At 74.0% G+C, this 26,469-nt stretch carries 22 protein-coding genes; 10 read left to right on the top strand and 12 right to left on the bottom strand.

The window, feature by feature from the left end; genetic code table 11:
* Nucleotides 1-145: 145 nt before the first annotated feature.
* Genes CFP66_RS14475 through CFP66_RS14465 form a run of 3 tightly spaced genes read left to right on the top strand, consistent with a single transcriptional unit; the run spans nt 146 to nt 3,834 of the window.
* Entirely contained in the window at nt 146-1,138 is a 993-nt protein-coding gene (locus CFP66_RS14475; RefSeq protein ID WP_094924108.1) for an ABC transporter permease, read from the top strand.
* A gap of 3 nt (nt 1,139-1,141) precedes the next feature.
* Complete coding sequence (locus CFP66_RS14470; protein ID WP_233159427.1) at nt 1,142-3,040, top strand: dipeptide/oligopeptide/nickel ABC transporter permease/ATP-binding protein; 1,899 nt, start codon at nt 1,142-1,144, stop codon at nt 3,038-3,040.
* Nucleotides 3,037-3,834, top strand: coding sequence for an ABC transporter ATP-binding protein (locus tag CFP66_RS14465; RefSeq protein WP_094924106.1), 798 nt, complete (start codon nt 3,037-3,039; stop codon nt 3,832-3,834). The genes CFP66_RS14470 and CFP66_RS14465 overlap by 4 nt, the downstream gene beginning before the upstream one ends.
* A gap of 5 nt (nt 3,835-3,839) precedes the next feature.
* Here the strand turns inward: CFP66_RS14465 and CFP66_RS14460 are convergent, their stop codons facing one another.
* The 3 genes from CFP66_RS14460 to CFP66_RS14450 form a co-directional block, all read right to left on the bottom strand.
* Entirely contained in the window at nt 3,840-5,312 is a 1,473-nt protein-coding gene (locus CFP66_RS14460) for an amidohydrolase family protein (RefSeq protein ID WP_094924104.1), read from the bottom strand.
* 11 nt (nt 5,313-5,323) lie between these two features.
* Nucleotides 5,324-6,598, bottom strand: coding sequence for an MFS transporter (locus CFP66_RS14455; protein WP_094924101.1), 1,275 nt, complete (start codon nt 6,596-6,598; stop codon nt 5,324-5,326).
* A 114-nt stretch (nt 6,599-6,712) separates the two neighbouring features.
* Nucleotides 6,713-8,035 (bottom strand): M20/M25/M40 family metallo-hydrolase, encoded by a 1,323-nt coding sequence (locus CFP66_RS14450; protein ID WP_233159426.1) that lies wholly within the window; start codon nt 8,033-8,035, stop codon nt 6,713-6,715.
* A 162-nt stretch (nt 8,036-8,197) separates the two neighbouring features.
* On the opposite strand from CFP66_RS14450, the gene CFP66_RS14445 reads away from it, so the two are divergent.
* Genes CFP66_RS14445 through nikE form a run of 4 tightly spaced genes read left to right on the top strand, consistent with a single transcriptional unit; the run spans nt 8,198 to nt 13,504 of the window.
* Complete coding sequence (locus CFP66_RS14445) at nt 8,198-9,982, top strand: ABC transporter substrate-binding protein (protein ID WP_158228105.1); 1,785 nt, start codon at nt 8,198-8,200, stop codon at nt 9,980-9,982.
* Nucleotides 9,983-9,984: 2 nt separating this feature from the next.
* Nucleotides 9,985-11,019, top strand: coding sequence for an ABC transporter permease (locus CFP66_RS14440; protein WP_094924093.1), 1,035 nt, complete (start codon nt 9,985-9,987; stop codon nt 11,017-11,019).
* Nucleotides 11,016-11,903, top strand: a complete 888-nt coding sequence (locus CFP66_RS14435) for an ABC transporter permease (RefSeq protein ID WP_094924091.1) — start codon at nt 11,016-11,018, stop codon at nt 11,901-11,903. Before CFP66_RS14440 ends, CFP66_RS14435 begins: the two co-directional genes overlap by 4 nt.
* Nucleotides 11,904-11,911: 8 nt before the next feature.
* Nucleotides 11,912-13,504 (top strand): ABC transporter ATP-binding protein, encoded by a 1,593-nt coding sequence (gene nikE / locus CFP66_RS14430; RefSeq protein ID WP_233159425.1) that lies wholly within the window; start codon nt 11,912-11,914, stop codon nt 13,502-13,504.
* On the opposite strand, the gene CFP66_RS14425 is transcribed toward nikE, so the two are convergent.
* Complete coding sequence (locus CFP66_RS14425; RefSeq protein ID WP_369805049.1) at nt 13,501-14,469, bottom strand: LD-carboxypeptidase; 969 nt, start codon at nt 14,467-14,469, stop codon at nt 13,501-13,503. The two genes, nikE and CFP66_RS14425, sit on opposite strands and share 4 nt — an antisense overlap.
* Nucleotides 14,470-14,598: 129 nt before the next feature.
* Here CFP66_RS14425 and CFP66_RS14420 point away from each other — a divergent pair, with 129 nt between their 5' ends.
* A complete protein-coding gene (locus tag CFP66_RS14420) occupies nt 14,599-15,735 on the top strand; it encodes a hypothetical protein (protein ID WP_094924085.1) in 1,137 nt (378 codons plus the stop codon).
* 11 nt (nt 15,736-15,746) lie between these two features.
* Here CFP66_RS14420 and CFP66_RS14415 read toward each other — a convergent pair whose 3' ends face one another.
* Together CFP66_RS14415 and CFP66_RS14410 are read right to left on the bottom strand one after the other, a co-directional pair.
* Complete coding sequence (locus CFP66_RS14415; RefSeq protein WP_233159424.1) at nt 15,747-16,694, bottom strand: U32 family peptidase; 948 nt, start codon at nt 16,692-16,694, stop codon at nt 15,747-15,749.
* Nucleotides 16,695-16,943: 249 nt separating this feature from the next.
* The gene (locus CFP66_RS14410) at nt 16,944-17,504 is read right to left on the bottom strand and encodes a TetR/AcrR family transcriptional regulator (protein WP_094924083.1); all 561 of its coding nucleotides are present in this window, start codon (nt 17,502-17,504) and stop codon (nt 16,944-16,946) included.
* A 123-nt stretch (nt 17,505-17,627) separates the two neighbouring features.
* On the opposite strand from CFP66_RS14410, the gene CFP66_RS14405 reads away from it, so the two are divergent.
* Complete coding sequence (locus CFP66_RS14405) at nt 17,628-18,476, top strand: alpha/beta fold hydrolase (RefSeq protein WP_094924081.1); 849 nt, start codon at nt 17,628-17,630, stop codon at nt 18,474-18,476.
* Nucleotides 18,477-18,529: 53 nt separating this feature from the next.
* On the opposite strand, the gene CFP66_RS14400 is transcribed toward CFP66_RS14405, so the two are convergent.
* Nucleotides 18,530-19,570, bottom strand: coding sequence for an ABC transporter substrate-binding protein (locus tag CFP66_RS14400; RefSeq protein WP_094924078.1), 1,041 nt, complete (start codon nt 19,568-19,570; stop codon nt 18,530-18,532).
* 109 nt (nt 19,571-19,679) lie between these two features.
* On the opposite strand from CFP66_RS14400, the gene CFP66_RS14395 reads away from it, so the two are divergent.
* Entirely contained in the window at nt 19,680-20,354 is a 675-nt protein-coding gene (locus CFP66_RS14395; protein ID WP_094924076.1) for an FCD domain-containing protein, read from the top strand.
* Here the strand turns inward: CFP66_RS14395 and CFP66_RS14390 are convergent.
* The 5 genes from CFP66_RS14390 to CFP66_RS14370 form a co-directional block, all read right to left on the bottom strand.
* Nucleotides 20,329-21,444, bottom strand: coding sequence for a zinc-binding dehydrogenase (locus CFP66_RS14390; protein ID WP_094924074.1), 1,116 nt, complete (start codon nt 21,442-21,444; stop codon nt 20,329-20,331). The two genes, CFP66_RS14395 and CFP66_RS14390, sit on opposite strands and share 26 nt — an antisense overlap.
* Entirely contained in the window at nt 21,441-23,375 is a 1,935-nt protein-coding gene (locus CFP66_RS14385) for a hydantoinase B/oxoprolinase family protein (RefSeq protein ID WP_233159423.1), read from the bottom strand. The genes CFP66_RS14390 and CFP66_RS14385 overlap by 4 nt, the downstream gene beginning before the upstream one ends.
* Nucleotides 23,372-25,405, bottom strand: coding sequence for a hydantoinase/oxoprolinase family protein (locus CFP66_RS14380; RefSeq protein ID WP_094924072.1), 2,034 nt, complete (start codon nt 25,403-25,405; stop codon nt 23,372-23,374). The genes CFP66_RS14385 and CFP66_RS14380 overlap by 4 nt, the downstream gene beginning before the upstream one ends.
* 2 nt (nt 25,406-25,407) lie before the next feature.
* Nucleotides 25,408-25,629: a hypothetical protein gene (locus CFP66_RS14375; protein WP_094924070.1), complete on the bottom strand. Its 222-nt coding sequence runs from the start codon at nt 25,627-25,629 to the stop codon at nt 25,408-25,410.
* A 118-nt stretch (nt 25,630-25,747) separates the two neighbouring features.
* Nucleotides 25,748-26,458, bottom strand: a complete 711-nt coding sequence (locus CFP66_RS14370) for a GntR family transcriptional regulator (RefSeq protein WP_198961449.1) — start codon at nt 26,456-26,458, stop codon at nt 25,748-25,750.
* Nucleotides 26,459-26,469 lie beyond the last annotated feature (11 nt).

The following is a 26,469-nucleotide window of genomic DNA, read 5'->3' as shown; positions in this document are numbered from 1 at the left end:
AACCGACCGAGATCGACGGGCCCGGTCGTGCGTGGCGCCGAATCGGGTCGGGCGCGCGGGTCTTGTGCGGCCACCACCGACCAGGAGTCCATTCTTCGTCGTCGGCGACGATGCTTCCCGGAGTGCTCCACACCACTCTGGGGCGATGACCGAGCTCGCCGGGTCCCCCCGGCTCACCGGCCCGCGCCGGGCCGGCCCGTGGCTCGAGTTCGCCGTGCGCCGCACCGGCAGGCTGCTGGTGTCCGTGCTGGTGCTGGTGACCGCGTCCTTCGCGATGATCCACCTGATCCCGGGCGACCCCGTCCGCGCCGCACTCGGCATCACCGCCTCGCCGGAGCTCATCCAGGAACGCACCCGGGCGCTCGGGCTCGATCAACCGCTCCCGGTGCAGTTCGCGAGCCACCTGTGGGGGCTCCTGCGCGGCGACCTCGGCACGTCCACCGTCTCCGGGCTCCCCGTCGCGCAGGTCATCGGCGACCGGTTGCCGGCCACCGCGGGCCTCGGCGTCGCGGCCTTCGTGGTGACGATGGTCGTGGCGCTGCCGCTCGGGATCGTGGCCGCCATCGCCACCCACGGCGGAAGGCGCCGCGGCGGCGAGCTCGCCTTCGCCGGGGTCACCGGGGTGCTGGCGGCGATCCCGGACTTCCTGATCGCCGTCGGCCTGGTGTTCCTGTTCGGCGTCACCTTCACCGTGCTGCCGGTGGCCGGGCTGTCCGGGCCGGAGTCCTTCGTGCTCCCCGTGATCGCCCTCGCGGTGGCACCGGCCGCCGCGCTCTCGCGCATCGTCCGGGTGGAGGGGCTGCGCGTGCTCGGGCAGGACTACATCCGCACCGCCCGCGCCAAACGGCTGCGCCCGCGGCTGATCCACCTGCGCCACGCCCTGCCCAACATGCTCACCGCGGCGCTGACCGTGGGCGGGCTGCTGCTGTCCGGGCTGATCGCGGGCACCGTGCTGGTGGAGAACATCTTCGCCTGGCCCGGCCTGGGCACGACGATCGTCGGCTCCATCACCGAGAAGGACTACCCGCTCGTCCAGGGGATCGTCCTAGTCTACGGGGTCGCCGTGCTGCTGGTCAACCTGGTCGTCGACGTGCTGCTCGCGCTGCTCGACCCCCGCTCGACGATCCGGGAGGGCTGAGGGGTGGGATCGCGCTGGTCAGGTCTGCTGCGCACACCGCTGGGAGCCTCGGCCGGGGCGGCGGTGCTGGCGCTCGTGGTGCTCGCGATCATCGGCCCTGCGGTCTGGGGTGGTGCCGCCGAGGCGATCGACGTCGACGCCCTGCGCGACGGACCCTCGGCCGAGCACCTCGTGGGCACCGACGGCCTGGGACGCGACGTGCTCGCCCGGGTGCTGGTGGCCACCCGCACCTCGCTCGGCCTCGCCCTGCTCGCCACCGCGATCGGTGTCCTGTCCGGCGTGGTGCTGGGGGCGCTGCCCGCCGTGCTCGGCCGCCGGGCCGGACGTCTCGTCGTCGCCGCGGTGAACCTGGCCGTCGCCTTCCCCGCGCTGCTGCTCGCGATCTTCCTCGCCGTCGTCTTCGGCGTCGGGTCCCAGGGGGCCGTGCTCGCGATCGGGTTCGCCATCGCGCCGCCGTTCGCCCGGCTCACGCAGACGCTCGCCGCATCGGTGGCCGGGCAGGACTACGTGGCGGCGGCCAGGGCGCTCGGTGTGGGCCGGACCCGGCTGCTGGTCCGCCACGTGCTGCCCAACATCGCCGAACCGCTGGTGGTCAACGCCGCGCTCGGTGCCGGGAACGCGCTGCTCGCCTTCGCCGGGCTCTCCTTCCTCGGGCTCGGGGTCCAGCAACCCTCCTACGACTGGGGCAGCCTGCTGGGCGAAGGCCTCAACCGGATCTACCTCAACCCGGCGGCAGCGTTGGCGCCCGGGGCGGCCGTCGTCCTCGCCGGGCTGGCCTTCACCCTGCTCGGCGAGGCGGCGGCGGCCGCGATCGGGCTGCGCGCCACCGCCTCGCACGGCCGCCTCCCGCGCCTCCCGGCCCTGCCGCCGGCCGCACCGCCGGACCCGTCCGGATCGGTGCTGCAGGTGCGCGACCTGCGTGTGGCGTTCCCGCGCTCGGGCGCGTGGACCGTCCCCGTCTCCGGTGTCTCCTTCGACGTGCGCGAGGGCGAGGCCGTCGGCATCGTCGGCGAGTCCGGGTCCGGCAAGAGCCTCACCGCACTCGCCGCGGCCGGCCTGCTCCCGCAGGGCGCCGTCCGCACCGCCACCGCCCTGACCGTCGCGGGGCAGGAGATCCGGGACGTCCCGGACCGGACGCTGCGCCGCGTGCTCGGCACGGACCTGGCGATGGTGTTCCAGGACCCGCTCACCTCGCTCAACCCGGCTCTGCGGATCGGGCGGCAGCTGGCGGAGGTCGCCGAGGAGCACCTGGGCAGCTCCCGCCGGGCGGCCCACGAGCGCGCGGTCGAGCGGCTCGCCGACGTCGCGATCCCCGACCCGCGCCGGCGGGCCCGCCGCTACCCGCACGAGTTCTCCGGCGGCATGCGCCAGCGCGTGATGCTCGGCATGGCGCTGATGGCCGGCCCGCGCCTGATCATCGCGGACGAGCCGACCACCGCCCTCGACGTCACCGTCCAGCAGCAGGTGCTGCGGCTGCTGCAGCGGGCGCGGGAGGAGCACGGCACCGCCCTCCTGCTGATCTCGCACGACCTCGCCGTGGTGGCGAGCGTGTGCGACCGGGTCCTGGTGATGTACGGCGGCCGCATCGTCGAGGAGCTCCCGGTGAGCACGCTCGTCGCGGGACCCGCCCACCCCTACAGCCGGGCGCTGCTGGCGTCGGTGCCGCAGATGGACGCCGACCGCGCCCTCCCCCTGGCGACCATCACCGGCAGGCCGCCCGACCCCGGGTCCCGCCCGCCCGGGTGCCCGTTCCAGCCGCGGTGTGCCCACGCCACCGACCGCTGTGCGGACGAGGTGCCGCCGCTCGAGCCCCACGCCGCCGGCCACCGCGTGGCGTGCCTGCACCCGCAGGTCGGCCCGGTCGGCCCGGCAGCGTCACCGTCCCTGGAGGCCACCTCGTGACCACCCTCGAGTACCGCGGGCTCACCGTGGAGTTCGGCTCCGGCCGCCACCGCGTCACCGCCGTCGACCGCGTCGACCTCGTGGTGCCCACCGGCACCGTCGTCGGCCTGGTCGGCGGGTCCGGCTCGGGGAAGTCGACGCTGGCGCGCGCGACGATCGGCCTCACCCCCGTGGCGGCGGGCCAGGTGCTGCTGGGCGGGGAGGACGTCACCCGCGCCCGCGGCCGGCGCGGCGGGCGGCGGCGCGGCGTCCAGATGGTGTTCCAGGACCCGTACTCGTCGCTGGACCCGCGGATGCCGGTGGGGCGCTCGGTCGAGGAGGCGCTCACCGCCAACCGGGACCGCGTCGGCCCGGTGGCCGCCACCCGGCGCTCGCGGGCGGCCGAGGTGGAGCGGCTGCTCGACCTGGTGCACCTGGATCCGGCGCTGGCGGCGGCCCGGCCGGGCGCGCTGTCGGGCGGGCAGCGCCAGCGCATCGCGCTCGCGAGGGTGCTGGCCGCCGCGCCGGAGGTGATCATCGCTGACGAGATCACCTCCGCCCTCGACGTCTCGGTGCAGGGCTCGATCCTCAACCTCGTCCGCGAACTGCGCCACGAGCTCGGGCTCACGATGCTGTTCATCTCGCACAACCTCGCCCTCGTCCGCTACGTCAGCGACGAGGTGGCGGTGATGCGCCGCGGCGAGCTGGTCGAGACGGGCCCGACGGAGCAGCTGCTGGGTGCGCCGGAACACGAGTACACCCAGCAGCTGCTGGGAGCGGTCCCCCGCCTGGGCGAACGGCTCACGGCGCCCTGAGCACCTCAGGCGCGGACGGGGCGGCCGGGGAGGACGTCCGTTCGCAATTTCCCGTCTCGCACCACGAACTCCCCGGCCACCAGCACGTGGTGGAAGCCCGTCGAAGGGGCTGCAGTGTCCTCGTACGTCGCCCGGTCCGTGACCGTGGCGGGGTCGAACACCGTCACGTCGGCGTCGCACCCGGGCTGGATCCGGCCCTTGCGGCGCATCGCGGGGACGCCCGCACCCAGCACCTCGGCCGGCACGAGCGTGCAGCGGCGGACGGCCTCGGCCACGTCGAGCAGGCCGCGCTCGCGTACCAGCATCCGGAACGTCCGGGCGTAGGTGCCCGCGGTGCGGGGGTGCGTCACGGCGTCGGGCGCAAGCGGCCAGCGCAGCGGGTCCGGCTCGCCACCGCGCCACAGGAGCGGGGAGGCGTCGCTCGCGACCGCCGCGTCGTCGAACGCCAGCGCGCGCTCCACGTGCGCGAACGCCTCCGGGTCGGACTCGTCGAGGAAGTGCACGAACGCGGCGCCGCCGGGGTCGGACTCGCGCATGGCCCGCAGCTCGGCCTCGTCGGCCATCCGGCGCCCGGTGCCGAGGTGGCCGATGGAGTGCGGGGTGAGGCCGCGGCGGTGCAGCAGCTCGGGGGCGAGGAACGCCGCGCCGATCCCGGTCATGCCGCTGCCGTAGGGGTAGGCCTCCGTGGTGACCCGCGCGCCCTCGCGCCGGACCTTCTCCACGAGTGCCAGCACGCGGTCCACGTGGCGCACCGACGTGCTGTTCACGTGGCAGTAGTGCATGTGCGCGCCGGTCTCCGCGGCCGCGCGGGTGATCTCCTCGGCGCCGTCGACCGGCGTGGTCGGGTCCTGCTCGATCAGCTCGCGGGCGTGGGTGTAGGTCGGGCGACCGGCACGCGCGGCCAGCGCGGCGACGGCGAGGTACTCCTGCGGCCCGACGCGCGGCGCGTACCCGACCAGGATGCCGACGCCGAGCGCGCCCGCGGCGAGCTCCTCCTCCAACCGCCCCATGATCCGCTCGACCTGCGCGGGGCTCGCCTCGCGCTGCCACTCCGCGCGCCCGATGTTCGCCATGAACCCGTCGATGTCGGCGGTGGGCTCGAGCCCGGCGACCACCTCCATCCGCACCGCGGCCCACGACGCCGAGTAGCCGTAGTTGATCGGGCGGCCCTGCGCGGCCGCCGCGCGGTAGGCGGGTTCCACCGGGCTCACCCCGGCTTCGAGCTCCAGCGCGGTGGTGACGCCGTCCAGGGCGCGCAGCCGCTGGCCGGCGATGTCGTCGGTGTGGTTGTGCAGGTCGACGAACCCGGGGCCGACCACGAGGCCGGACACGTCCACCCGCGTCCGGCCCTCCAGCGGCTCCGCGCTGACGGCGGCGATCGTGTCGCCGGAGATCCCGACGTCACGCACGGCGTCGAGGCCGGTCTCCGGGTCGATCACCCGCCCGCCGGCGAGCACCAGGTCGTAGGTCGTGTTCATGTGCCTCCGCTTCACGTCGCCGGGCCCGCGGGCCCGTCCGCCAGCTCGAACCGCTCCGGTCGCTGCGGCACCCAGGTGGCGATGAGCGCACCCAGGACCGTGGTGCCGATCAGGAACCCGAAGGCGGCGGTGTAGGAGAACCGGTCGACCAGGAACCCCATCAGGACCGGCGCGACGACCCCGGCCACCTGGCCGCCCACGTTGACCACGCCCATGCCGGAACCGATCACCGCGCGGGGCAGCGCGCGCACCGGCATGCCGAGCACGCTCATCGTCGAGAGCCCGGCGACGCCCATGGCGAGGGTCTGGTAGATCGTGAACTCCACGGCGCTGCCGGCCCGCAGCATCAGCAGCAGCATCACGGCGGCCACCAGCAGCACCGGGATCACCAGCACCCGGGCGCGGTAGTAGAACCAGCGGTCGAACAGCACACCGCCGACGAACGTGGTCACCGTCATCACCAGGCTCGGGATCGCGGTGGCCAGACCGGTGCCCAGCAGCGAGATGCCCCGCTCCTCGATCAGGTAGCTCGGCACCCAGGTGATCAGCCCGTAGACGAGCATGTTCGTGGCGCAGAACAGGGCGGCGAACTTCCACACCGCCGCCGAGCGCAGCACCCTCGCGATGCCGGGCGCCGGGGCGTCGTCGGCGGTGTCGGGTTCCGACAGCCGGGCCGGGAGCGGCCGCGGCAGGAGCGCCCACAGCAGCGTGCCGACGAGCGCGCCCGCGCCCGCCACGATCCAGAAGGTGTCGCGCCACCCGAACGCCAGCAGCACCGGAGCCACCACGAGCGGCGCGAGGCCCGCGCCGAGCGAGTTGGACGCCAGCATGGAGCCCGCCGCGGTGGCCCGCCGGTCCGGTGTGGTGCGTTCGGCGAGCGCCTTGAACGACGCGCCCGGGAACAGCGCCTGCGCCACCCCGAACAGCCCGCGCACCGCGACCAGCGCGAAGAACCCCCACATGGCGCCGGTCAGCGCGGTGAACGCCGACCACAGCAGCAGCGACACCAGCAGCAGACGCTTGGCGCCGAAGCGGTCGGCGAGCATGCCGCCCGGCACCTGGAAGACCAGGTAGGCCAGCGCGAACGTCGTGACCAGCCAGCCCTGCTCGGTCTTGCTGAGATCGAACTCCTCCCCGATGAAGGGGAGCGCGATCGCCACCATCGTCCGGTCGACATAGTCGATCACCCAGACGGCCATCAGCAGGCCGACGGTGGCCGACGCGGTCCGGCGGACCCGGGAGGGCGTCCACGACTGGTCGGTGGAACTACCGGTACCCGGCTCCATCAGACCTCCCTGGCTGCGGTGTGTAGCGATTGTCGCCATCCCGCGCCCGCCCGCCTTCGTCGGAACAGCACAAACCGATGGCCGGATCTCGGACGAGCCGACGAACCGACCGGCTCACACCTCCCGCAAGAACCGGTCCAGCACCCGCGCGCCGAACTCCAGGGCGGCCACCGGGACCCGCTCGTCCACACCGTGGGCCATCGCGCGGTGGTCGTAGCCGTCATCGGTGCTCAGGCCGAGCGGGCCGAAGCCGTAGCAGGGGATGCCGAGCGTGGAGAAGGCCTTCGCATCGGTGCCACCGCCCAGGCAGTAGGGCACCACCACCGCGTCCGGGTCCTCCGCCCGCAGCGCCGCGGTCATCGCCGCGAACCACGGCGCGTCGAACGGGGCCTGCACCGGCTCCCCGTACGTGAGGAACTCCCGCCGCACGTCCGGGCCGAGCAGCTCGTCGACGGCCGCAAGCACCTCCTCGGTGCCGCCGGGCAGCACGCGGGTGTCCACCAGCGCCTCCGCGGTGGAGGGGATGACGTTCACCGCGCTGCCTGCCGACAGCACGGTGGGCGTGGTGCTGGGCCGCACCACCGCCGCAGCGAGCGCGCCGGCCCCGCCCAGCCGCGCGACGGTGGCGTCGACCGCGGCGTCGGAGCCCAGGTCCACGGGCACGTCCAGCGCCTCCCCGGTGCGCACGAGGTACTCGCGCACCGTCGGGGTCAACCGCACGGGCCAGCGGTGCGCCGCGATGCGGGCGAGCGCGGCGACCAGCGCCACCACCGCGTTGTCCGCGTTGGGGCGCGAACCGTGCCCGGCCCGGCCGGATGCCGTGAGCCGCAGGTGCATCGTGCCGCGCTCGGCGGTGCCGACCGGGTAGAGCCGCACCCCGTCGACGCCGAGGCCGTACCCGCCGCCCTCCCCGATGCCGGCGCCACAGTTCGCGAACAGCTCCGGGTGCTCGTCGACGAGCCACCCGGCGCCGTACTCGCCGCCGGTCTCCTCGTCGGCGACGAAGGCCAGCACCAGGTCGCGCCGCGGCGCCGTCCCGCGCGAGCGCCAGGAACGCAGCGCGGACAGCACGGTGGCGCACATGTCCTTCATGTCGACCGAGCCGCGGCCCCACACGTAGCCGTCGCGGACCTCCCCCGAGAACGGCGGCACCGACCAGCCCGCGGGGTCTGCCGGGACGACGTCGAGGTGCGCGTGCACCAACAGGGCGGGCAACGCCGGGTCCTCGCCCGGGACGCGGGCCACCACGTTGGCCCGCCGGGGCGCCGACTCCAGCACGCGCGGTTCGACCCCGACCTCGTCGGCCAGCACGGACGCCACGAGCTCGGCCGCTTCCCGCTCCCCCTCCGCGTCGCCGGACGCCCGGTTGGTCGTGTCGATGCGCACGAGCGCCGCGCACAGCTCGGCGACGCCATCCGACGGATCAGCCGTAGGCACCCGCACCACCCCGCCCGTGATCTTCGTGATGTCACGCCACGCTATCGGCGGGTTACCCATTGACGCCATCCCGGCGCGGTGGTTGGTTTCCCCCCACCGCCGCAGCGCTGCGGGGCCGATCGGGGGGAAGCGATGCTCGGGGGAATCGTCCGCAGATCCGTCATGTCCGCTGCCGCGGTGCTCGCCGCGGCAGCGCTCGCGCTGTCCGGGGCCGGCGTCGGGCAGGCGCAACCGGCGCCCGGCGCCACGCTGCGGGTGGCGCTCACCCAGGACATCGACTCGTTGAACCCGTTCGTCGCGGTGTTCCTGTCCTCCACCCAGATCAACCGGCTCAACTACGAGAACCTCACCGTGGTGGGCCCCGACAACGCCGTGCAGCCCGGGCTCGCGGAGCGCTGGGAGGCCTCGCCCGATGCGCTGACCTGGACCTTCCACCTCCGGGACGCGCAGTGGTCGGACGGCACGCCGATCACCGCGCGGGACGTGGCGTTCACCTACGACCAGATCATGACCAACCCGGCCGCCCAGGACGCCAACGGCTCCGCGGTCTCGAACTTCGCCTCCGTCACCGCCGTCGACGACCGCACCGTGCAGATCACGACGACGCAGCCGCAGGCCTCCATCCTCGCCACCGACGTCCCGATCGTGCCCGAGCACGTCTGGGCCGGGCGGGTCGCCGAGATCGGCACGCTGAACAACGCCGAAGAGCTCCCGGTGGTCGGCAGCGGCCCGTACGTCGTCACCGGCTACCAGGAGGGCCAGTCGGTCACCCTCAGCGCCAACGACCGGTTCTGGCGGGGCCGGCCGAAGGTCGACACGGTGCAGTTCGTCCGCTACGAGAACACCGACGCGGCCGTGCAGGGCCTGCTCAAGGGCGACGTCGACCTGGTCCGCGACCTCACCCCCGCGCAGTACGACTCGCTGGCCGGCAACGACACGGTGGCCCGCAACGACGGCCGCAACCGCCGCTTCACCGAGATCCTGGCCAACTGGTCGAATCCCAGCGGCGTGGACGGGCAGCCGTTCGGCGACGGCCACGCCGCGCTGCGCGACCTGCGGGTGCGCCAGGCGCTGCACCACGCCGTCGACCCGGACGCGGTCGTCGAGCGCGTGAAGCAGGGCCACTCGGAGGTGATCCACGGCCTCATCCCGCCGGTCTACCCGGACTGGACGTTCACCCCGTCCGACGGGCAGCGCCGCGACCACGACCCCGAGCGGGCGAAGGCGCTGCTCGACGAGGCCGGCTACCGCCCCGGGCCCGACGGCGTCCGCGTCGGCCCCGACGGCACACCGCTCTCGCTGCGGCTGATCGCCGGGAACCAGGTGGCCACGAACCCGCAGCTGCTCGAGTTCCTCGCCGGTTGGTTCGGCGCCGTCGGCGTCGGCGTGCAGCCGCAGATCATGTCGTCCAACCAGATCGACGACGCCACGGTGGCCGGCAACTTCGACCTCGCCGTGAGCGGCTGGAGCGTCAACCCCGACCCGGACGACATGCTCTCCCAGCAGACGTGCGCGGTGAACGGCACGTCGAAGTCCGACTCCGGGTACTGCAACCCGGCCTACGACCAGCTCTACGCCGCGCAGCGGGCCGCCGTCGACGAGGGGCAGCGGCGCGAGCTGGTGCAGCAGATGCAGTCGCTGCTCTACGACGACGTCCACGCGATCGTGCTGACCTCGGACACGCTGCTCGAGGCCTACCGGGCCGACCGCTTCACCGGTTTCGTCACCCAGCCCGAGGACGGCGGCGTCATCACCGGGCAGACCGGCTACTGGGGCTACTACGGCGCCACCCCGGTCGCCGCCGACGAGGCGGGTGCGGCCGGCGACTCCGGGGGCGGCAGCGGCGCCACGATCGCCGCGGTGGTCGCGGCCGCCGTCGTCGTGGCCGGCGGCGGCGCGTTCCTCGTCACGCGGAACCGGCGGCGCGGCCGCGACGAGCGCGAGTAGCCGTGTCCGAACTCCCCACCACCGCCGTTCCCGTCGACCGCGCGCCACCTCCGTCCGGACGCGGGCGCGGGACCGGCGCGTTCGTCGCCCGCACGCTCGGCGGCGGTCTGGTCAGCATCGCGCTGATCGTCGTGCTCGGGTTCTTCCTGTTCCGGGTGCTGCCCGGCGACCCGGTGCGCACGATGACCCGGGACCGCCCGGGCAACCCCGAGCAGCTGGCGCGGCTGCGCGCGGAGTTCGGCCTGGACCAGCCGCTGCCCCTGCAGTTCGTCGACTACGTGGTCGACCTCGCCCACGGCGACCTGGGCACCTCCTACGTCTACAGCCGCCCGGTCACCACGATCATCCTCGAACGGCTGGGCCCGACGGTGCTGCTCACCGGCACGGCGCTGGTCATCGCCGTGGCGCTCGGGCTGTGGCTGGGCAGCCGGGCGGCCTGGCGGCACGGCAGCACCTTCGACCGGCTCGCCACGGGCACGGCCCTGGTGCTGTGGTCGGTGCCGACGTTCTGGCTGGGCCTGATCGCCCTGATGGTGTTCTCCGTGGGGCTGGACCTGTTCCCCACCGGCGGCATGACCTCCCCCGGCGGCGTCGAGGGGTTCCTCCCCGCGGTGCTGGACGTCGCGCACCACCTCGTGCTGCCGAGCCTGACGATGGTGGCCGTGGTCTACGCGCAGTACCTGATGGTGATGCGCTCCTCGCTGCTGGAGGAGATGACGGCCGACTACCTGACGACGGCCCGGGCCAAGGGCCTGCGGGAGGACCTGGTGCGCCGCCGGCACGCCGTGCCCAACGCGCTCCTGCCGACCGTCACGATCATCTTCCTGCACGTCGGGCTGGTGATCGCGGGCGCCGTCACGGTGGAGACGGTGTTCTCCTGGCCGGGCCTGGGCCTGCTGACCTACCAGGCGCTCGCGGTGCCCGACATCCCGCTGCTGCAGGGCACGCTGATCGCGCTGTCGGTGGCCGTCGTGCTGATGAACGTCCTCGCCGACCTCGGCTACCGGCTGCTCGACCCGCGGGTGCGTGCGACGTGACGGCGGCCATCACGTGGCAGCGAAGGAGGGCGGCCGCCGCCGGCTTCGCCCGCTCCTACCTGGCGCAGCCGCCGGGTGTGGTCGGGGCGGCCGGGCTGCTCATGGTGCTGCTGGTCGCGCTCGCCACGCCGCTGCTCGTGCCGGCGGAGGCGTTGTCGGTCATCACCGCGACCGGCGGGGTGCTCGAGCCGCCGAGCGTCGCGTTCCCGCTCGGCACCGACGAGAACGGGCTGTCGGTGCTCGCCCTGACCCTGACCGGCACGCGGATCTCGCTGCTGGTCGGGGTCTCGGCCGCGCTGCTGTCGGTGGTGATCGGCACGCTGGTCGGCATGGTCGCCGCGCACTTCGGCGGTTGGCTCTCGGCCCTGCTGCTGCGGCTCACCGACTTCTTCCTGGTGCTGCCCTCGCTGGTGCTCACGATCGTGCTGTCCACCGTGCTGGAGCGCGGCGTCCTGACGATCATCGTCGCGATCGGGCTGACGTCGTGGCCGTCCACGGCGCGGCTGGTGCGCGCGCAGACCCTCACCGTGGAGGCGCGCCCCTACATCGAACGCGCGCACGTGCTCGGCGGCGGGCACCTGCACGTGCTGGGCCGCCACGTGCTGCCCGCGGTGCTGCCGCTGGTGCTGGCCAGCACCACGCTGGCCGTGGGCAGCGCGATCATCGCCGAGTCGACGCTGGCGTTCCTCGGCCTCGGTGATCCGACGGTCGTGTCCTGGGGAGGCATGCTGAAGTCCGCGCTCGACTCCGGGGCGATCACCGCGGGCGCCTGGTGGTACCTGCTCCCGCCCGGGTTCGCGATCGTCGTGGTGGTGCTGGGCTTCACGCTCGTGGGGCGCGCGCTCGAGATCGTGCTCAACCCGGCGCTGGCGGCACGCCGATGACCGCGCCGATGACCGCGCCGCTGTTGGAGTACAAGGACCTCACCGTCTCCTACCGCACGGCCCGCGGTGACGAGCCCGCGGTGCGCGGGGTCTCGCTGGCCCTGCACGCCGGGGAGACGCTGGGCCTGGCCGGCGAGTCCGGCTGCGGCAAGACGACGCTGGGCATGGCCGCACTGCGCCTGCTCCCCCGCTCCGCCCGGATCGGCGGCCAGGTCCTCGTCGCCGGCTCGGACGTCGGCGCGCTGTCCTGGGGGAAGCTGCGGGCGCTGCGCTGGGCGCAGGCCTCGATCGTGTTCCAGGGCGCGATGCACTCGCTGAACCCGGTGCGCAGGGTCGGCGACCAGATCGCCGAGCCGATCCACCTGCACCACCCGGGCAGCGCCGACGTGCCGGCCCGGGTCGCGGCCCTGCTCGCCCAGGTCGAGCTGCCGCCCGAGCGCGCCGCGGCGGCCTACCCCCACGAGCTGTCCGGCGGGCAGCGGCAGCGCGTCATGATCGCGATGGCGCTGGCCTGCGACCCGCAGCTCGTGATCGCCGACGAGCCGACCACCGCACTCGACGTCGTCGTGCAGCAGCAGGTGCTGGAGCAGCTCGGCGCCCTGGTCGCCGACCGCGGCATCGGCATGGTGCTGATCAGCCACGACCTGTCGGTGCTCGCCGCGAGCTGCGACCGCGTCGCCGTGATGCGCCACGGCGAGGTCGTCGAGAGCGGGCCGTCCGGCTCGGTGATCCGCCGCCCGTCGCACCCGCACACCCGCGCGCTCGCCGCGGCGTTCCCCACCGTGGGCGATCCCGCGTCCCGGCGCGTGGTGGCCGGGGCCGACCCCGGCCCGCCCGTGCTGGAGGCCGACGGGCTGAGCGTGCGGTTCCCGGTGCGCGGCGGCGGCGCGGTGCAGGCCGTCGACGACATCTCGCTGACGCTCGGGGCGCGCGAGATCGTCGCGCTCGTCGGGCAGTCCGGCTCGGGCAAGACCACGCTGGCGCGCTGCCTGCTCGGGCTGCAGCGGCCCGACGGCGGCGAGGTGCGGTTCGAGGGCGAGCCGCTGCCCCGCACGGCGAAGGGGCTGAAGGCCTACCGCCGCCAGGTGCAGCTCGTGCTCCAGGACCCGACGGGCGCCCTGAACCCGCGCCACACCGTCTCCGAAGCGGTCGCCGAGGGTCCCCGGGTGCACCGGTTGCCCGGCGACGAGCGCGAGCTGGTGGCCGCCGCGCTCGACCAGGCCGAGTTGCGCCCACCGGAGCGCTACCTCGCCGCGCTGCCCAGCGAGTTGTCCGGTGGCCAGCGCCAGCGGGTGGTGATCGCAGGTGCGCTGGCCTTGGCGCCGCGGTTCCTGGTGGCCGACGAGCCGGTCGCGTCCCTGGACGCCTCGGTGCGCGGCGAGATCCTGGCCCTGCTCGTGCGCCTGCGCGAGACGCTGGGGCTCGGCGCGCTGGTGATCACCCACGACCTGGGCCTGGCGTGGACGATCGCCGACCGCGTGGCGGTGATGCACGAGGGCCGGATCGTGGAGGAAGGCCCGACGGAACAGGTCCTGCTGAACCCGGAGCACGCATACACAAAACTGCTGCTAGGCGCCCTCCCCGCCCCCATCGATCGTTAGGCGTGCACGGCGCGGAGGGTGGTGGCTTCTGCGTCCAGTTCCATCTCCGCGCCCAGCGGCACCGTCAGTTGGCCTCTGCAGTGGCCGAAGCCCATCTCCTCCACCAGCGGCACGCCCAGGCCGCCCAGCCGGTCGAGCACGACGTCGCGCACCTCCTCGGGCGGCCCGCAGTCCTTCCACGAGCCCAGCGCGATGCCCGCCACCCGGTCGAACCAGCCCGCGCGCAACAGGTGGGTGAGGAAGTGGTCGATCCGGTACGGCGCCTCCGTGACGTCCTCGAGGAGCGCGATCGCGCCGTCCGGTGGCCGTGGCACGCCGGGCACGCCGAGGCCCGAGACCAGCAGGCTCAGGGTGCCGCCCACCGTGGTCCCGCGGGCCCGCCCGCCCACCAGCGCGCGGGCGTCCGGGCCGCCGTGCAGCACCGCGGGCGGCTCGAACAGCGCCTGGCGCAGGCCCTCCCGCGCCGCCGGGTCGTCGGTGACGGCCGCCGTGGCGATCATCGGCCCGAACAGCGTGACCAGCCCGCACCGCGGCCCGAGCACGGCGTGCAGGGCGGTGGTGTCGCTCGACCCGACGAACAGCGTGGGACCGGCGGCCGCCATCGCGTCCCGGTCGAGGTGGTCGAGCACGCGCAGCCCGCCGTACCCGCCGCGGGCGCAGAGCACGGCGTCGACGTCCGGGTCGCACCAGGCGCGCTGCAGCTGCGCCGCCCGCGTGGCGTCGTCGGCGGCGAGGTAGGGCAGCCGCGCGTCCCGGCCCCCCGCGGCGAAGCACGGCGTGGCCCGCAGACCCCAGGACTCCAGCACCGCCAGCCCTGCGGCCAGCAGGTCCGCGGGCACGGGACCCGCCGGCGCCACGACCGCCACCCGGTCGCCCGCACGCAGCGGCCCGGGCCGGACGCGGCCGCTCAGGGCCGGGTCCCGCACCGCCCGGTGGTCGGCACCGGCCGCCGGGATCGGGGCCACCAGTCCACCTGTGGACGCAAGGTCCCGATCCTCCCCATCACGGGCTGCACTGTAGCGACCTGCGTCACCCGATCTCAGCCGCTCACCCGAAAGCGGCATCCCCGGGGCAACCGCCGGGTATCCGCAGCCGTGTCCACCAGCGCCACCGACCCCGACCCGCCCTCCGACGCCGGCACGGGCCGCCGAACCGTCGTGGTGGGCCTGCTCGCCGACCCCGGCCTCCCGACGCGCATCGCCCACCGTTTGGCCGAGGACCTCCCCGAGGTGCTCGCAGCGCAGATCAGCAACGTCGTCGACTGGGCGATCGAGGTCGTCGACGAGCCCTTCGAGATCGCCACCTCGTTCGACCGCGTGATCGACAAGGCGCGTTCCCGGGTCGAGGGCACCGACTGGGACATCGCGATCTGCATCACCGACATCCCGATCTCGACGGGCAACGGGATCGTCGTCGCCGACGTCAGCATGCAGGACTGCGTGGCGCTGGTGTCGCTGCCGGCCCTCGGCGGCGTTCGGCTGCGGCACCGGACCCGCGAACTCGCCCTCGAGATCATCGACGAGCTGGCCGCGTGCCTCGACCCCGCGCTGCCCCACTCGCCCGACGGCGCGCCCTCCACGAGCGAGCACCGGCCGGCGATCCCGCACCTCGCCCGCCGCGTCGCCCCCGTCGACCGCGACGTCGACATCGAGCTGGTGATCCCCCGCAGGCTGGGGATGGCGCGGCTGCTCGCGGGGACGGTGCGGGCGAACCAACCCTGGCAGCTGGTCGTCGGGCTCTCGACGGCACTCGCGGGCGCCGCGGCCGGGAGCGCTTTCGGCATCCTGTACTCGTCGATCTGGATACTCGGGACGGTGCTGTCGCCGTGGCGGTTGGTCGCGGGGACGCTGGCCTCGATCACGGTCCTCGCGGTGTGGCTGATCGCCGGGCACGGCCTGTGGCAGCGCCGGCGGCTCCACGGGCCCGGTCAGCTCGGTGACCTGCTGAACACCGCCACGCTGCTCACCGTCATCAGCGGCACCCTGGTGTTCTACCTCGCGCTGTTCGCCCTCAACGTCACCGCGGCCGCGTTGATCATCCCGCCGGAGTACTTCGGCGAGGTCGTCGGCCACCCGGTCGGCTGGGTCGACTACCTGCGCGTCGCCCTCATGGCCACCGGCATGGGCACGGTGGCCGGAGCCGTCGGGTCCGGGCTGGAGAACGACGCCACCGTCCGCAAGGCGGCCTACAGCACCCGCGAGCAGCAGCGCCGCGCAGGCTTCGGAGCCTGAGCCCCGCGGCGTCAGGTCACCGGCACCGCGAGACCGGCCGCCCCCAGCTCCGAGGTCACCAGCTCGGGAGCCCCGCGCTGCAGGAGCGAGAGCCCGATCTCGGCGCGCCGCACCCGCTCGCGGGACAGGGTGACGTTCAGCGCCTCGTGCTGGCCGCCGCTCGGGTAGACGTCGGGGTGGTTGCGCAGCCCGAACTTGACGTAGATCGGCGCGAGCACGCGCACCAGCTCCGCGATCTCGTGGTGGCGGACGAACCCGCCCAGGGTGTCCGGGGACTCCACGTACATGTCGATCGGGAGCTGCGCCGCCGCCCGGATCGACGCCAGCCGTGGCAGGGACAGGCCCGGCGGCACGTTGTAGGTGTCGGCGCCCAGGTCCTGCATCAGCCGCACGCTCACCGGGTTGGACGCCATCATCTGCACCGACACCTTCACCACGAAGTCGGCCGCCAGCAGCCCGGCCTCCTTCATGTGCTTGGTCATCAGCAGCAGCCCCTCGTCCGCGACGAGGGCGCCGCGCACACCGAGCTCATTGGCGCGGACCAGGTCCTGCATCGCGTAGGCGAGCTGGTCGGCGCCCTCGTGCCGGCAGCCGACCAGCCCGCTCGTGGGTGTGCGGGCCTGGGCGCCGATGTCCCACGGCGCCCGCGGCCCGACGAACAGCGAGAGCTCCACCCGACGGGCGGCGCAGGCCTGCACCATGTCGGTGATCTCCGCATCGGTGGCCAGCATGATCCCGCTGCCGGAGGACACGCGGTGCACGCGGACCCCGCGCGCGTCGGCCTCGTCGAACACCGCCGCCAAGGCGGCCGGCCCCTCCACGCTCGGGATCTCGGTGCGGTAGTGCGCACCGTCGGGGAAGCGCACCGGCGAGTCGGGCAGGTCGTTGACCTCCCGGGCCGGGTAGCCGAGGCGGGTCAGCAGATCGATGACGGCGCTGCGGTGCGGATCGGGGCTCACCACGACGCCACCGCCTTGCCGCTCCAGCCGATACCGCTCGCCTCGCACGGAGACCTCACCAGTTCCCTCCCGGGGTGTCGCAACGTCTCGCTGTCGCCGGGATCCTCCGTGGCGGAGCGGCGCTACCGCAACGGGGCAGGTCGACACGTGGTCGCGGCAGTGGCGCAGGACACGTCCCCGCCCGACCCGGACTGCGACACCCGTTCCCGGACCCCGACTCGCGGGACGCCGGACCCGACTCGCGGCGTGTCAGCGGGCCAGCAGCATCTGCGGGAGCTCGGCGATCGCACGGCGGAACGCCGTGGGGTCGCCGTGGAGACGGGCCAGCACCAGGCTGCCCTCGATCCGGACGAACGCCTCCTCGGCGAGGAGACGGGCGGCGTCGACGGCGGCGCCACCGCGTCGGGCGGCGGCGGCCATCGCCTCGATCCACCCCGCGGTGATCCCGGCGGCGCTCGCGCGGATGCTCTCCGGCGCGCCCGAGAGCGTGAGCGTGTCCAGGACGCAGGGCAGCGTGCCGTCGGCGTAGATCGCGCGGATGCGGCCGGCCGACTCGACGATGCCCGCCGTGACGTCCCGATCGCTCGTCATCGGATCGAGGGCGTGCACGAAGCGCTCCCGTACCCGGCCCATCACGGCCTCGGCCATCTGGGTCTTGCCGTCGGGGAAGCGGTGGTAGAGGCTCGCCCGGCGCAACCCGGACCCCTCGGCGAGAGCGCCGAGGGAAGCGCCTTCGAAACCGGCCACGCGGAAGACGGCCGCGAGGCGGTCGAACAGCTCGTCGTCGGGCACGGTCTGGGGGCGGGGCATGGGATCCGATGTTACCGAACGGACGGTAAGGATAAGAGTCGTCCTCGTCACGTTGTATTACCGATCGTTCGGTAATACGTTCGTCACCGTTCGCACCGCCACCTCCGAAGGGAAGCCACGGTCATGTCTCACATCACGGTCGGCCACGAGAACAGCACCGAGATCAACCTGCACTACACCGACCGGGGCAGCGGCCGGCCGGTCGTCCTGATCCACGGCTACCCGCTGGACGGGGCGTCCTGGGAGAAGCAGGAGGATCGCCTGCTCGACGCCGGCTACCGCGTGATCACCTATGACCGCCGCGGGTTCGGCGGGTCCAGCAAGCCCAGCACCGGCTACGACTACGACACCTTCGCCGACGACCTGGACGCGGTCCTGTCGGCGCTCGACCTGAACGACGTCGTGCTCGTCGGCTTCTCGATGGGGACCGGCGAGGTGGGCCGCTACCTCGCCAGGCACGGCGCCGGCCGGGTGGCGAAGGCCGTCTTCCTGGCGTCGCTGGAGCCCTACCTGATCAAGACGGCGGACAACCCCACCGGCCTCGACCAGAGCGGGTTCGACGAGATCCTCGCCGCTGCCAGGAGCGACCGCTACGCCTGGTTCACGCAGTTCTACAACAACTTCTACAACCTCGACGAGAACCTGGGCTCGCGCATCGGGGAGGAGGCCGTGCGCAACAGCTGGAACGTGGCGGCCGGAGCCGGCGCCCGGGCGTCCTGGGCGGTCGTGCCCACCTGGGGCACCGACTTCCGGGCCGATGTCGAGAAGATCGCCGAACTCGGCGACAGCGTGCCCACCCTCATCGTGCACGGCACCCACGACCGGATCCTCCCGATCGACGCCACGGGCCGCGAGTTCGCCAAGCGCCTGCCGGCAGCCCGCTACGTGGAGATCGAAGGCGCCCCGCACGGCATGCTGTGGACCCACGCCGACGAGGTCAGCGACCTGCTGGTGGAGTTCCTCGCCGACTGACGACCGCTGCGCCGAACGGCGCTCCCGCCCGGCTCCGCGGGACGGGGCGCCGTTCAGGCACCGGGGGCGAATCCGGGGTCGTTCCAGGCACCCGGGTCCAGCCCCGGCCGGACCATCCCGATCCCGGCGAGCTCCTCGTAGGTGGTGCGCCAGCGTTCGGGCGAGTTCGCCACCAGGTTCTCGCCGCCGTCCGCGACGAACGACTCCACGTAGGCCTGCAGGCTCTCCCGGGCGACCTCGGGCTCCTCCAGCACGGTCACGTCGAACTCCTCGTCGATGAGGCGCATCGTCTCGGTGAAGCCGGTGTCGGCGTCCGCGACCATGAACTCCATCGACCGCTCCACGGCGGCGAGGAAGCGCCGCATCCGGTCGCTCTTCGCGGGGTCCCGCGCCTGGTCGGCGGAGGTGACGAACACCTGCGCGCCCGCGCTCACGTCGTCGCTCGCCCGGTAGACCACCGCGGCGGGCTCGGCGCGCTCCAGCTGGACCGCCGTGTCGAGCGCCACCGCGTAGGCATCGATGCGCCCGTTGCGGACCAGCTCGAAGATCCCGGGCGCGATGCCGACCACCTGCCGGCGCACGGCGTCGGGCGGCAGGTCCGCCGACCCCGCGATGAGGTCGAGCATGGCCTCGCTGCCCCCGCCCTCGGAGGCGACGCCGACGAGCGCGCCCTCGAACCCGGCCGCGGTGGTGATCGGACGGCGGTCGCTGGAGACGATCCGGAACAGGCTCGACTTCACCGCCGAACCGATCGTGACCAGCGGCGCCCCGCGCTCCCCCACCGCGACCATCGTCTCGATGTCACCGATCCGGGTCAGCAGCGCGCGGCCGGTCAGGACCGTCTGGATGGCGGGCCCCGATCCCTGGGTCGCCTCGAACCGGACGTCCAGCCCCTCCTCGGCGAAGTAGCCCGCCGCCTGCGCCAGCATCTCGGGCGCGAAGGTCAGGCCGTCCAGCGGGAGGAAGTTGAGGAAGGTGACCTCGTCCCGGCCACCCTGCTCGTCCGGGCCCGCGCAGGCGACCAGGAGCGCAGCGCACGCCAGCAGGGCGACGAGCGCGCGCCGGGTGGGACCCGCCGCAGGGCTTGAGGACATCGTCGTCTCCTCGCTCCAGCTTTTGTCATACAATCCGACGGTCTGGTGATCCTGTCAAGCGATCGCTGAAAGTCGATCTTCAACACCCGGCCGGTGCTACCGTGGCGCTGTGTCCACCGACGATGGTGCGGCCACGCCGCCCCCGCCCGGGTCCTCCTCCGTCCGGGACGCCGTGCTCGGGTGGATCGTGCGCGGCTCGTCGTCCCCGGGCGACGTCCTGACCACCTCGGAGCTCGCCCGGCGCACCGGCGCGACCCCCGCCACGGCGGCCGACGCCCTGTGCGAGCTCGTCGACCTCGGCGTCGCGCGCCGGGAGCCGCGCGGCGTCGTGATCGCGCACCCGACGCCCGGCGACATGGCCGACACCGACGAGGTGCGCCACATCCTGGAGGAGGTGGCGGTCCGCCGTTTCGTCCAGCAGGCCACGGACACCCAGATCGGCGCGCTGCGCCGCGCCCTGGCGGCGGTCGAGCAGGTCGTGGCCGCCCCCGACTCCTCGCTCGAGCAGCTCGTCCGCGCCCGGGACTGGTTCTTCGTCGTCATGCTCCGCAGCACCGCCGGGCTCGCCACCGCGGACCTGCTGCGCACGCTGCGCCCGCACGCGGGACTGGTGATGTCGCTGGCCGCGGCCGGCCCGGGTCGCGACGCCGAGATCGCCGACGAGCTGCGCGAGATCTACCTCGCCCTCGCCGCACGCGACGCCGCGGCGGCCATCGCCGCGTGCGACCGCCACCGGCGCACCTCCACCGACGCCGGTCTCAGACGCCTCCAGCGCCACCTCTGACCGCAGCGCCGGGCACGATCACGCCGGTGACCACCCGGTGCGTGCGCGAGGCCTCCCGCACCCGCTCGACGTCCTCGAGGGCGAACTCGGCGCTGACGACGAGCGACGCGTCGAGCCGCCCGTCCTCCAGCATCCGCACGTAGCGCGGGATGTCGTGGTGCATCCGGACCCTCCCGTTCTGGCTGGAGAGCACGGCGCGGCCCTGCAGCGCCATCGGCACCTGGGGCAGGTTGAGCTCCGCACCCAGCGGCTCGCAGCCGGTCAGCACGGCGGTGCCGCCGCGGTGGGTCATGAGGATCGCCTGCCGCTGGGCGAGCGCCGGACCTGCCGCCTCCAGCGCGTACGTCACGCCGAACCCCGCGGTCAGCGCGCGCACCTGCTCGACGGGGTCGGCCTCATCCGGGTCGAGGGTGGCGGTCGCGCCGGCCTTCGCGGCCCGCTCGCGCCGGCCGGCGTCCGGGTCCAGCGCGATGATCTGCCCGGCGCCGGCGAGCCGCGCGGCCTGGATCATCCAGAGCCCCAGCTGCCCGCACCCGACCACCGCGACGTCCGAGCCCGGCACCACGGCGGCCACGTTGAACACCGACCCGAGCCCGGTGGTCACCCCGCACCCGAGCAGGCCCAGCTCCACGTCGGACAGCGTGCTGCGGACCGGGACGACCTGGCGCGCGTCCACCCACATCAACTCCGCGTACCCGCCGACGTTGCCGGCCGCGGTCACGATCCGCCCGTCGGGCAGCCGGGCGACCCCGGGCGGGCCGTCCGGGCGGTCGAAGATCAGCGAGCACTGGTCGGCGCGACCGCGGGCGCAGTAGAAGCAGCGACCGCACTCCGCGGTGCCGTGCACGACCACCCGGTCCCCGACCCGCACCCCGCTGACCTCGGGCCCCAGCTCCTCGACGACGCCCATGGAGGCGTGCCCGAGGATGGTCGGCGGCACCTTGCCGAACACGCCGTCGGCATTCATGACGTCGGTGACGCAGAAGGGTGTGGCCCCGGTGCGGACCCGGATCCGCCCCGGCGCGAGCGGCAGGAGCTCGACCTCCAGCACCTCGACGCGTCCCGCCGCGGTCATCACGGCCGCTCTCATGCTCGTCCTCCCGCTCGCCGCCGCGCCGTCGCCTCCTCGTCGACGACGAGGCCCTCCGGGTCGCGCTCCGGATCCCCGATGACGACCACCCCGTAATCGCGTGCCGCGCCGGCGATGCTGACGTAGCCGTCGCGCACGTCGACGCGCACGCGCTCGGGCTCACGCCGGAAGGGGTCGCCCCAGCCACCGCCGCCGTTGGTCAGGTAGCGCAGCACGGCCATCGGTGCGGTCGGGTGCGCGGCCTGCGCGAAGGGGTAGTGGTAGCGCCCGCCCGGCGACGGCAGGTGCGTGGCGTCGTCGATCACCCCGGCCAGCGGGGTGGCGTCGCGGTAGGAGGCGGCGCCGGTGCCCGGGCGGGGCAGCGGCGCCCGCGCCGGCGGGAACGTCCAGACCCCGCCGGTGCTCCCGTCCCGTCCACCGCAGACACCGAAGCCGGGCACCCGCTTGTAGCGCATCTGGTTGATCGTGTGCGCCGCCGCGGTGAGCCACACCGAATCGCGCAGCATCGCCGCACCACCCCGGTGGTAGCCGGCGCCCGCGGTGTCGGGCACGGGTTCGTGGCGCAGCACGACCACCGGGCTCGCGGCCTCGATGGCCTCGATCTCCGGGGCCACGCCGTTGGCCTGGTAGGTCATGCACTGCGTGTCGGCGTCGCCGAAGCGGTTCGCCCCGAGCGGCCCGATCTCGCCCCCGCACTGCATCGCCGACACCCACGCCCGCCCGTCCGCGTCGACGCCGAAGGCGGTGTGCAGGTCCGTGCTACCCCGGTCCCCTGCGATCGCCGCCTCCCCCACCGCGCGCGAGAGCGCCCGCAGCAACGCCGAGAGCAACGCCTGGTTCTGCTCGAAGTACATGAACACGACCCCGTCGGGCGGCAGCGCGCTGACGATCGTCTGGTCCGGGATGACGATGTCGACGTCGCGGTAGGAGCCCGAGCAGAACCGCCCGCGCGGGTCGAACAGGTACTTGAGCGCGATCCCGACCGTGGTCTTGACGTCCAGCGCGGTCGCGTTGATCGAGCTTCGCGCCTGCCGCGACGTGCCGGACAGGTCCACCTCGACCCGCCGGCCCCGCTTGCGGAGCAGGACGTGGATCTCGTACTGCTCGGTGTCGTCGACGCCGTCGCAGTCGATCACCTCGTGGCCGCTCCAGTCGCCGTCCGGGAGCTCGGCGAGCGCGGCCGACATGCGTTCGGCGGCCACGTCGCAGGCGTAGCGGATCGCCCCGTGCACCGCGGCGAGCCCGTAGCGCCCGATCGACTCCCGCAGCAGCCGCTCCCCCAACTCGAGGCCCGAGCACAACGTGTGGATGTCGGGTTGGATCACCTCACCCATCCGCACGTTGTCGAAGATCAGGTTCCACGCCGCCTCGACCGGCTCGTCCGCGTGGACGATCAGCTGCGGCGCGATGACGAGGCCGTTGTCGTAGACGCTGCGCTTGGTGCAGCTGAACCCGCCCGGCACCGTGCCGCCCATGTCCAGCTGGTGGGCGTTGAGGTTGACGAACGCGGCGATCTCGCCGTCGTGGAAGACCGGCCGGACGAACAGCAGGTCGTTGTTGTGGTTGCCGGTGCGGTACGGGTCGTTGGCGATCAGGACGTCACCCGGCACGAGCCGCTCGGGCCCGAACTCGGCCACCGTGTTGCGGACCGCGTCGATCGTGGTGCCGGCCATGAGCACGATGCCGTTGCTCGCCGCGGGCACCGGGTAGCCGAGCCCGGGTGGGCCGCTGAGCGTGGCGGCGAGGTCGTAGAAGTCGCGGAGGACCGGCGAGAACGCGCCGGTCAGCAGCCGCACGCTCATGTGTTCGACGACGTAGTCGAAGCGGTGGCCCAGCACGGTGGCGGTGAACCGGTCGCAGCCGTAGCGGGCGGCGAACTCGGGCTCGGACAGCTCCCGGATGCTCGGGGCCCGCTCTTGCATCGCGGTCATCCGCCACCCGTCCTCTCGATCACGATCTCGCCGAGCGCACCCACGGTGGCGCGCTGGCCGGGCAGGACGAACGTCGTGGCCAGGTCCTCGCGGATCACCGCGGGCCCGGGGACGACGGCGCCCGCGCCGAGGGCCGCCCGCCGGTACTCACCGGCCGGCAGGGGTTCGGGCGTGAGGTACTCCAGCAGGAAGGTCGCCTCTGCGTGCGCGGGTTCGCGTGCGGGCTGCAGCCGCGGGTAGGTGACCTTGCCTGCCGGCACCGTCAGGTGCACCCGGTAGGTCACGCCCTCGACCGGGATCGCGTCGAAGCGGTTGCCGTTGCGCGCCTCGTAACCGTCGTGGAACCGGCGCACCAGCTCGCCGATCGACCGCGCCGTCACGGGGCCCCCGGACATCTCGACGAACGGCGTCTCCCAGGACTGGCCGAGCAGGCGGCCGTCGAAGCTGCGGCGCGCGGGCACCCCGTCGGCCGCCGGGCCCACCTGCGCGCGCAGGTCGCGCTCCATGCCGGCGAAGACCTCCTCGATCCGGTCGGCGTTCTCCGGGGTGAACGGCAGGTAGGCGCTGCAGCTCTCGTGGTGCACGAGGTCGGTCGAGAGCAGGCCGAGCGCGGAGAACAGCCCCGGGTGCGGCGGCACGACCACCTCGCGCAGGGGCACCAGGTCGAGCACAGCAGGCAGCAGCATCGGCCCGGCGGCGCCGTAGGCGAGGAGGGAGAAGTCGCGGACGTCGACACCGTGGCGGACCGCGACCCCCGCGATCTCCTCCGCCACGTGCGTGACGGCGACGTGGAACGCCGAGCGCACCCGGTCCTCGAACGGCACGGGCGTGTCGAGCGCCTCGAACGCGCGGCGGGCCGCGTCGGCGTCGAGCGGGATCTCGCCGCCGGCGAACCCGTCGCCGCGCAGCACGCCCATGAGCAGGCACGCGTCGGTGACCGCGGGGACGGTGCCGCCGCGCCCGTAGCAGGCCGGGCCGGGGTCGGCGCCCGCGCTGCCCGGGCCGACCTGGATACCGCCGGAGGCGGACACCGTGACGAGGCTGCCGCCCCCGGCGCCCACGCTGGCCACCTCGGTGGACAGCGCGTTGATCACCAGGTCGTGCTCCAGCTCGAACGTGTTCTGCACGAACGGCCTGCCGCCCACCACGAGCGAGACGTCCGTGGACGTCCCGCCGACGTCCGCGCAGATCAGGTCCCCACGTCCGAGCGCGCCGCCGAGCTGAACGCCCGCAACCGTGCCGGCCGCGGGGCCGGCGAAGACGATCCGGAAGGGCGTGCGCATCGCCGACTCCCACGGCAGCAACGCCGCGGTGCAGTCGGCGAAGCGCAGGTCGCCGTCGAAGCCCAGCGCACCGAGGTCGCGGTGCAGCACGCCCGCGTACTCGTGGAACAGCAGCTTCATCAGCACGTCGACGACCGTGGTGGAGGCCCGCGCGTACTCCTTGGCCAGCGGTGAGGTCTCGGACGAGATCGACACCGCCACGTCCGGCCCGAGCACGTCGTGCACGAGCTCGCGCAGCCGCCGCTCGTGGCGCGCGTCGGCGTAGGCGTGCAGCAGGCAGATCGCCACGCCGCGGACCCCGCAGCGCCGCAGCACCTCCAGCTGGCCCACGGCCTGGCCCTCGTCGAGCGGGAGCAGGACCCCGCCCGCGGCGCTCATCCGCTCCACCACGCCGCGGCGCAGGTAGCGGGGCACGAGCGGGCGTGCGGCGTCGCCGAACGAGCGCCGCCACGCCGGATCGGTCTGCGCGTCCAACGGCCGGTGCACCGTGCCGCGGTCGAGGATGTCGCGGAAGCCGTCGGTGGTCAGGAACGCGACCTTGGGCAGGCGGCGTTCGAGTACCGCGTTGAGGCCCATCGTGCTCGCGTGGTGGAACGCGCGGCTGCCGGCCACGCCGAGCCGCCGGGCGCCCTCCACCACCGGCTCCGCCGGCGCGGCGGGGCTGCTCGCCACCTTGGTGACCGCGATGCGCCCGTCGCGGAACGCCACCACGTCGGTGAAGGTCCCGCCCACGTCGACGCCGAACACCCTCAGCTCCCGCTACCGAGCGGGCGGAAGGCCCCGAGCACCGGAACCGGGACGCGCCGCACCGAGTGCAGGCACGAGCGGCACTTCTCGACGTCCCACCACCCGCCCTCACCGAGCACGCGGTAGGCGGCCAGCTCCGGCGCACCGCACGCCGGGCAGGGCCCCGGCAGCGCGCGCCTCTCGACGTGCAGGTGCGTCTCCCGGGGCCTGGGGAACGAGTGCACGGCGCCTCCGCGGGTCGAGGTGTGCTCGGGACGAGCAGCTCGCGCGCCGCAGCCGGTGGCCGCTGAGCGCCCACACAGATCGTATGACAATCAGACGGTCATGAGAAGCGGGCGCCGGTCAGACGATCTGCTGCAGTGCGGAGTCGCGCATCGCCGCGATCCCGAGCTGCGCGGCGGCGCGCACGTGCGCCGTCATCGCGGCGGCCGCCCGGCCGGCCTCCCGCGCCTCCACCGCCTCCACCAGACCGCGCAGCTCCTGGACCGACTGCGCGGGCCGCCCCGCGTCCGAGGACAGGGAGCTCGCACGCAGCAGGCTCACGCGCGCGTGCAGCTGGGACAGGCTCGTGCGCAGCGCGCTGTTGCCCGCGCCCTCCAGGAGGACGTCGTAGAGCGCGTCCTTGGCGCGCAACACCTCCAGGGTGCCGCCGCCGGACTCCACGACGTTCTCCAGCCTGGTGAACGCCCGGCGCAGCGCGACGAGGTGGCCGTCCGTCGCGTGCGAGACGAACCGCCGCGCGAGGTGGCCCTCGAGCACCTCGCGGATCTCGTAGAGCTCCTCCGCCTCCTCCACCGACAGGGCCACGACCACCGCGCCCTTCTGCGGGATGGTGCGCACCAGGCCCTCGGCCGCCAGCTCGCGCAACACCTCGCGGATGGTGGTGCGCGAGACTCCGGTGAGGTCGATCAGCTCGCGCTCGATGAGCCGCTGGCCGGGCGCGAACCGCATGGTGAGGATGGCCTCGCGGAGCACGTCGAGGACCTGGGTGCGCAGCGGCGCCGCCACCCGCCCGATCTGCGATGCGAGCGAGGGCAGCTCGGCGTCGTTCACCCGCTCAGAGT

It is taken from the genome of Pseudonocardia sp. MH-G8 (assembly GCF_002262885.1).
Classification (GTDB): domain Bacteria; phylum Actinomycetota; class Actinomycetes; order Mycobacteriales; family Pseudonocardiaceae; genus Pseudonocardia.
This window is presented reverse-complemented; position numbering and strand designations above follow the sequence as displayed.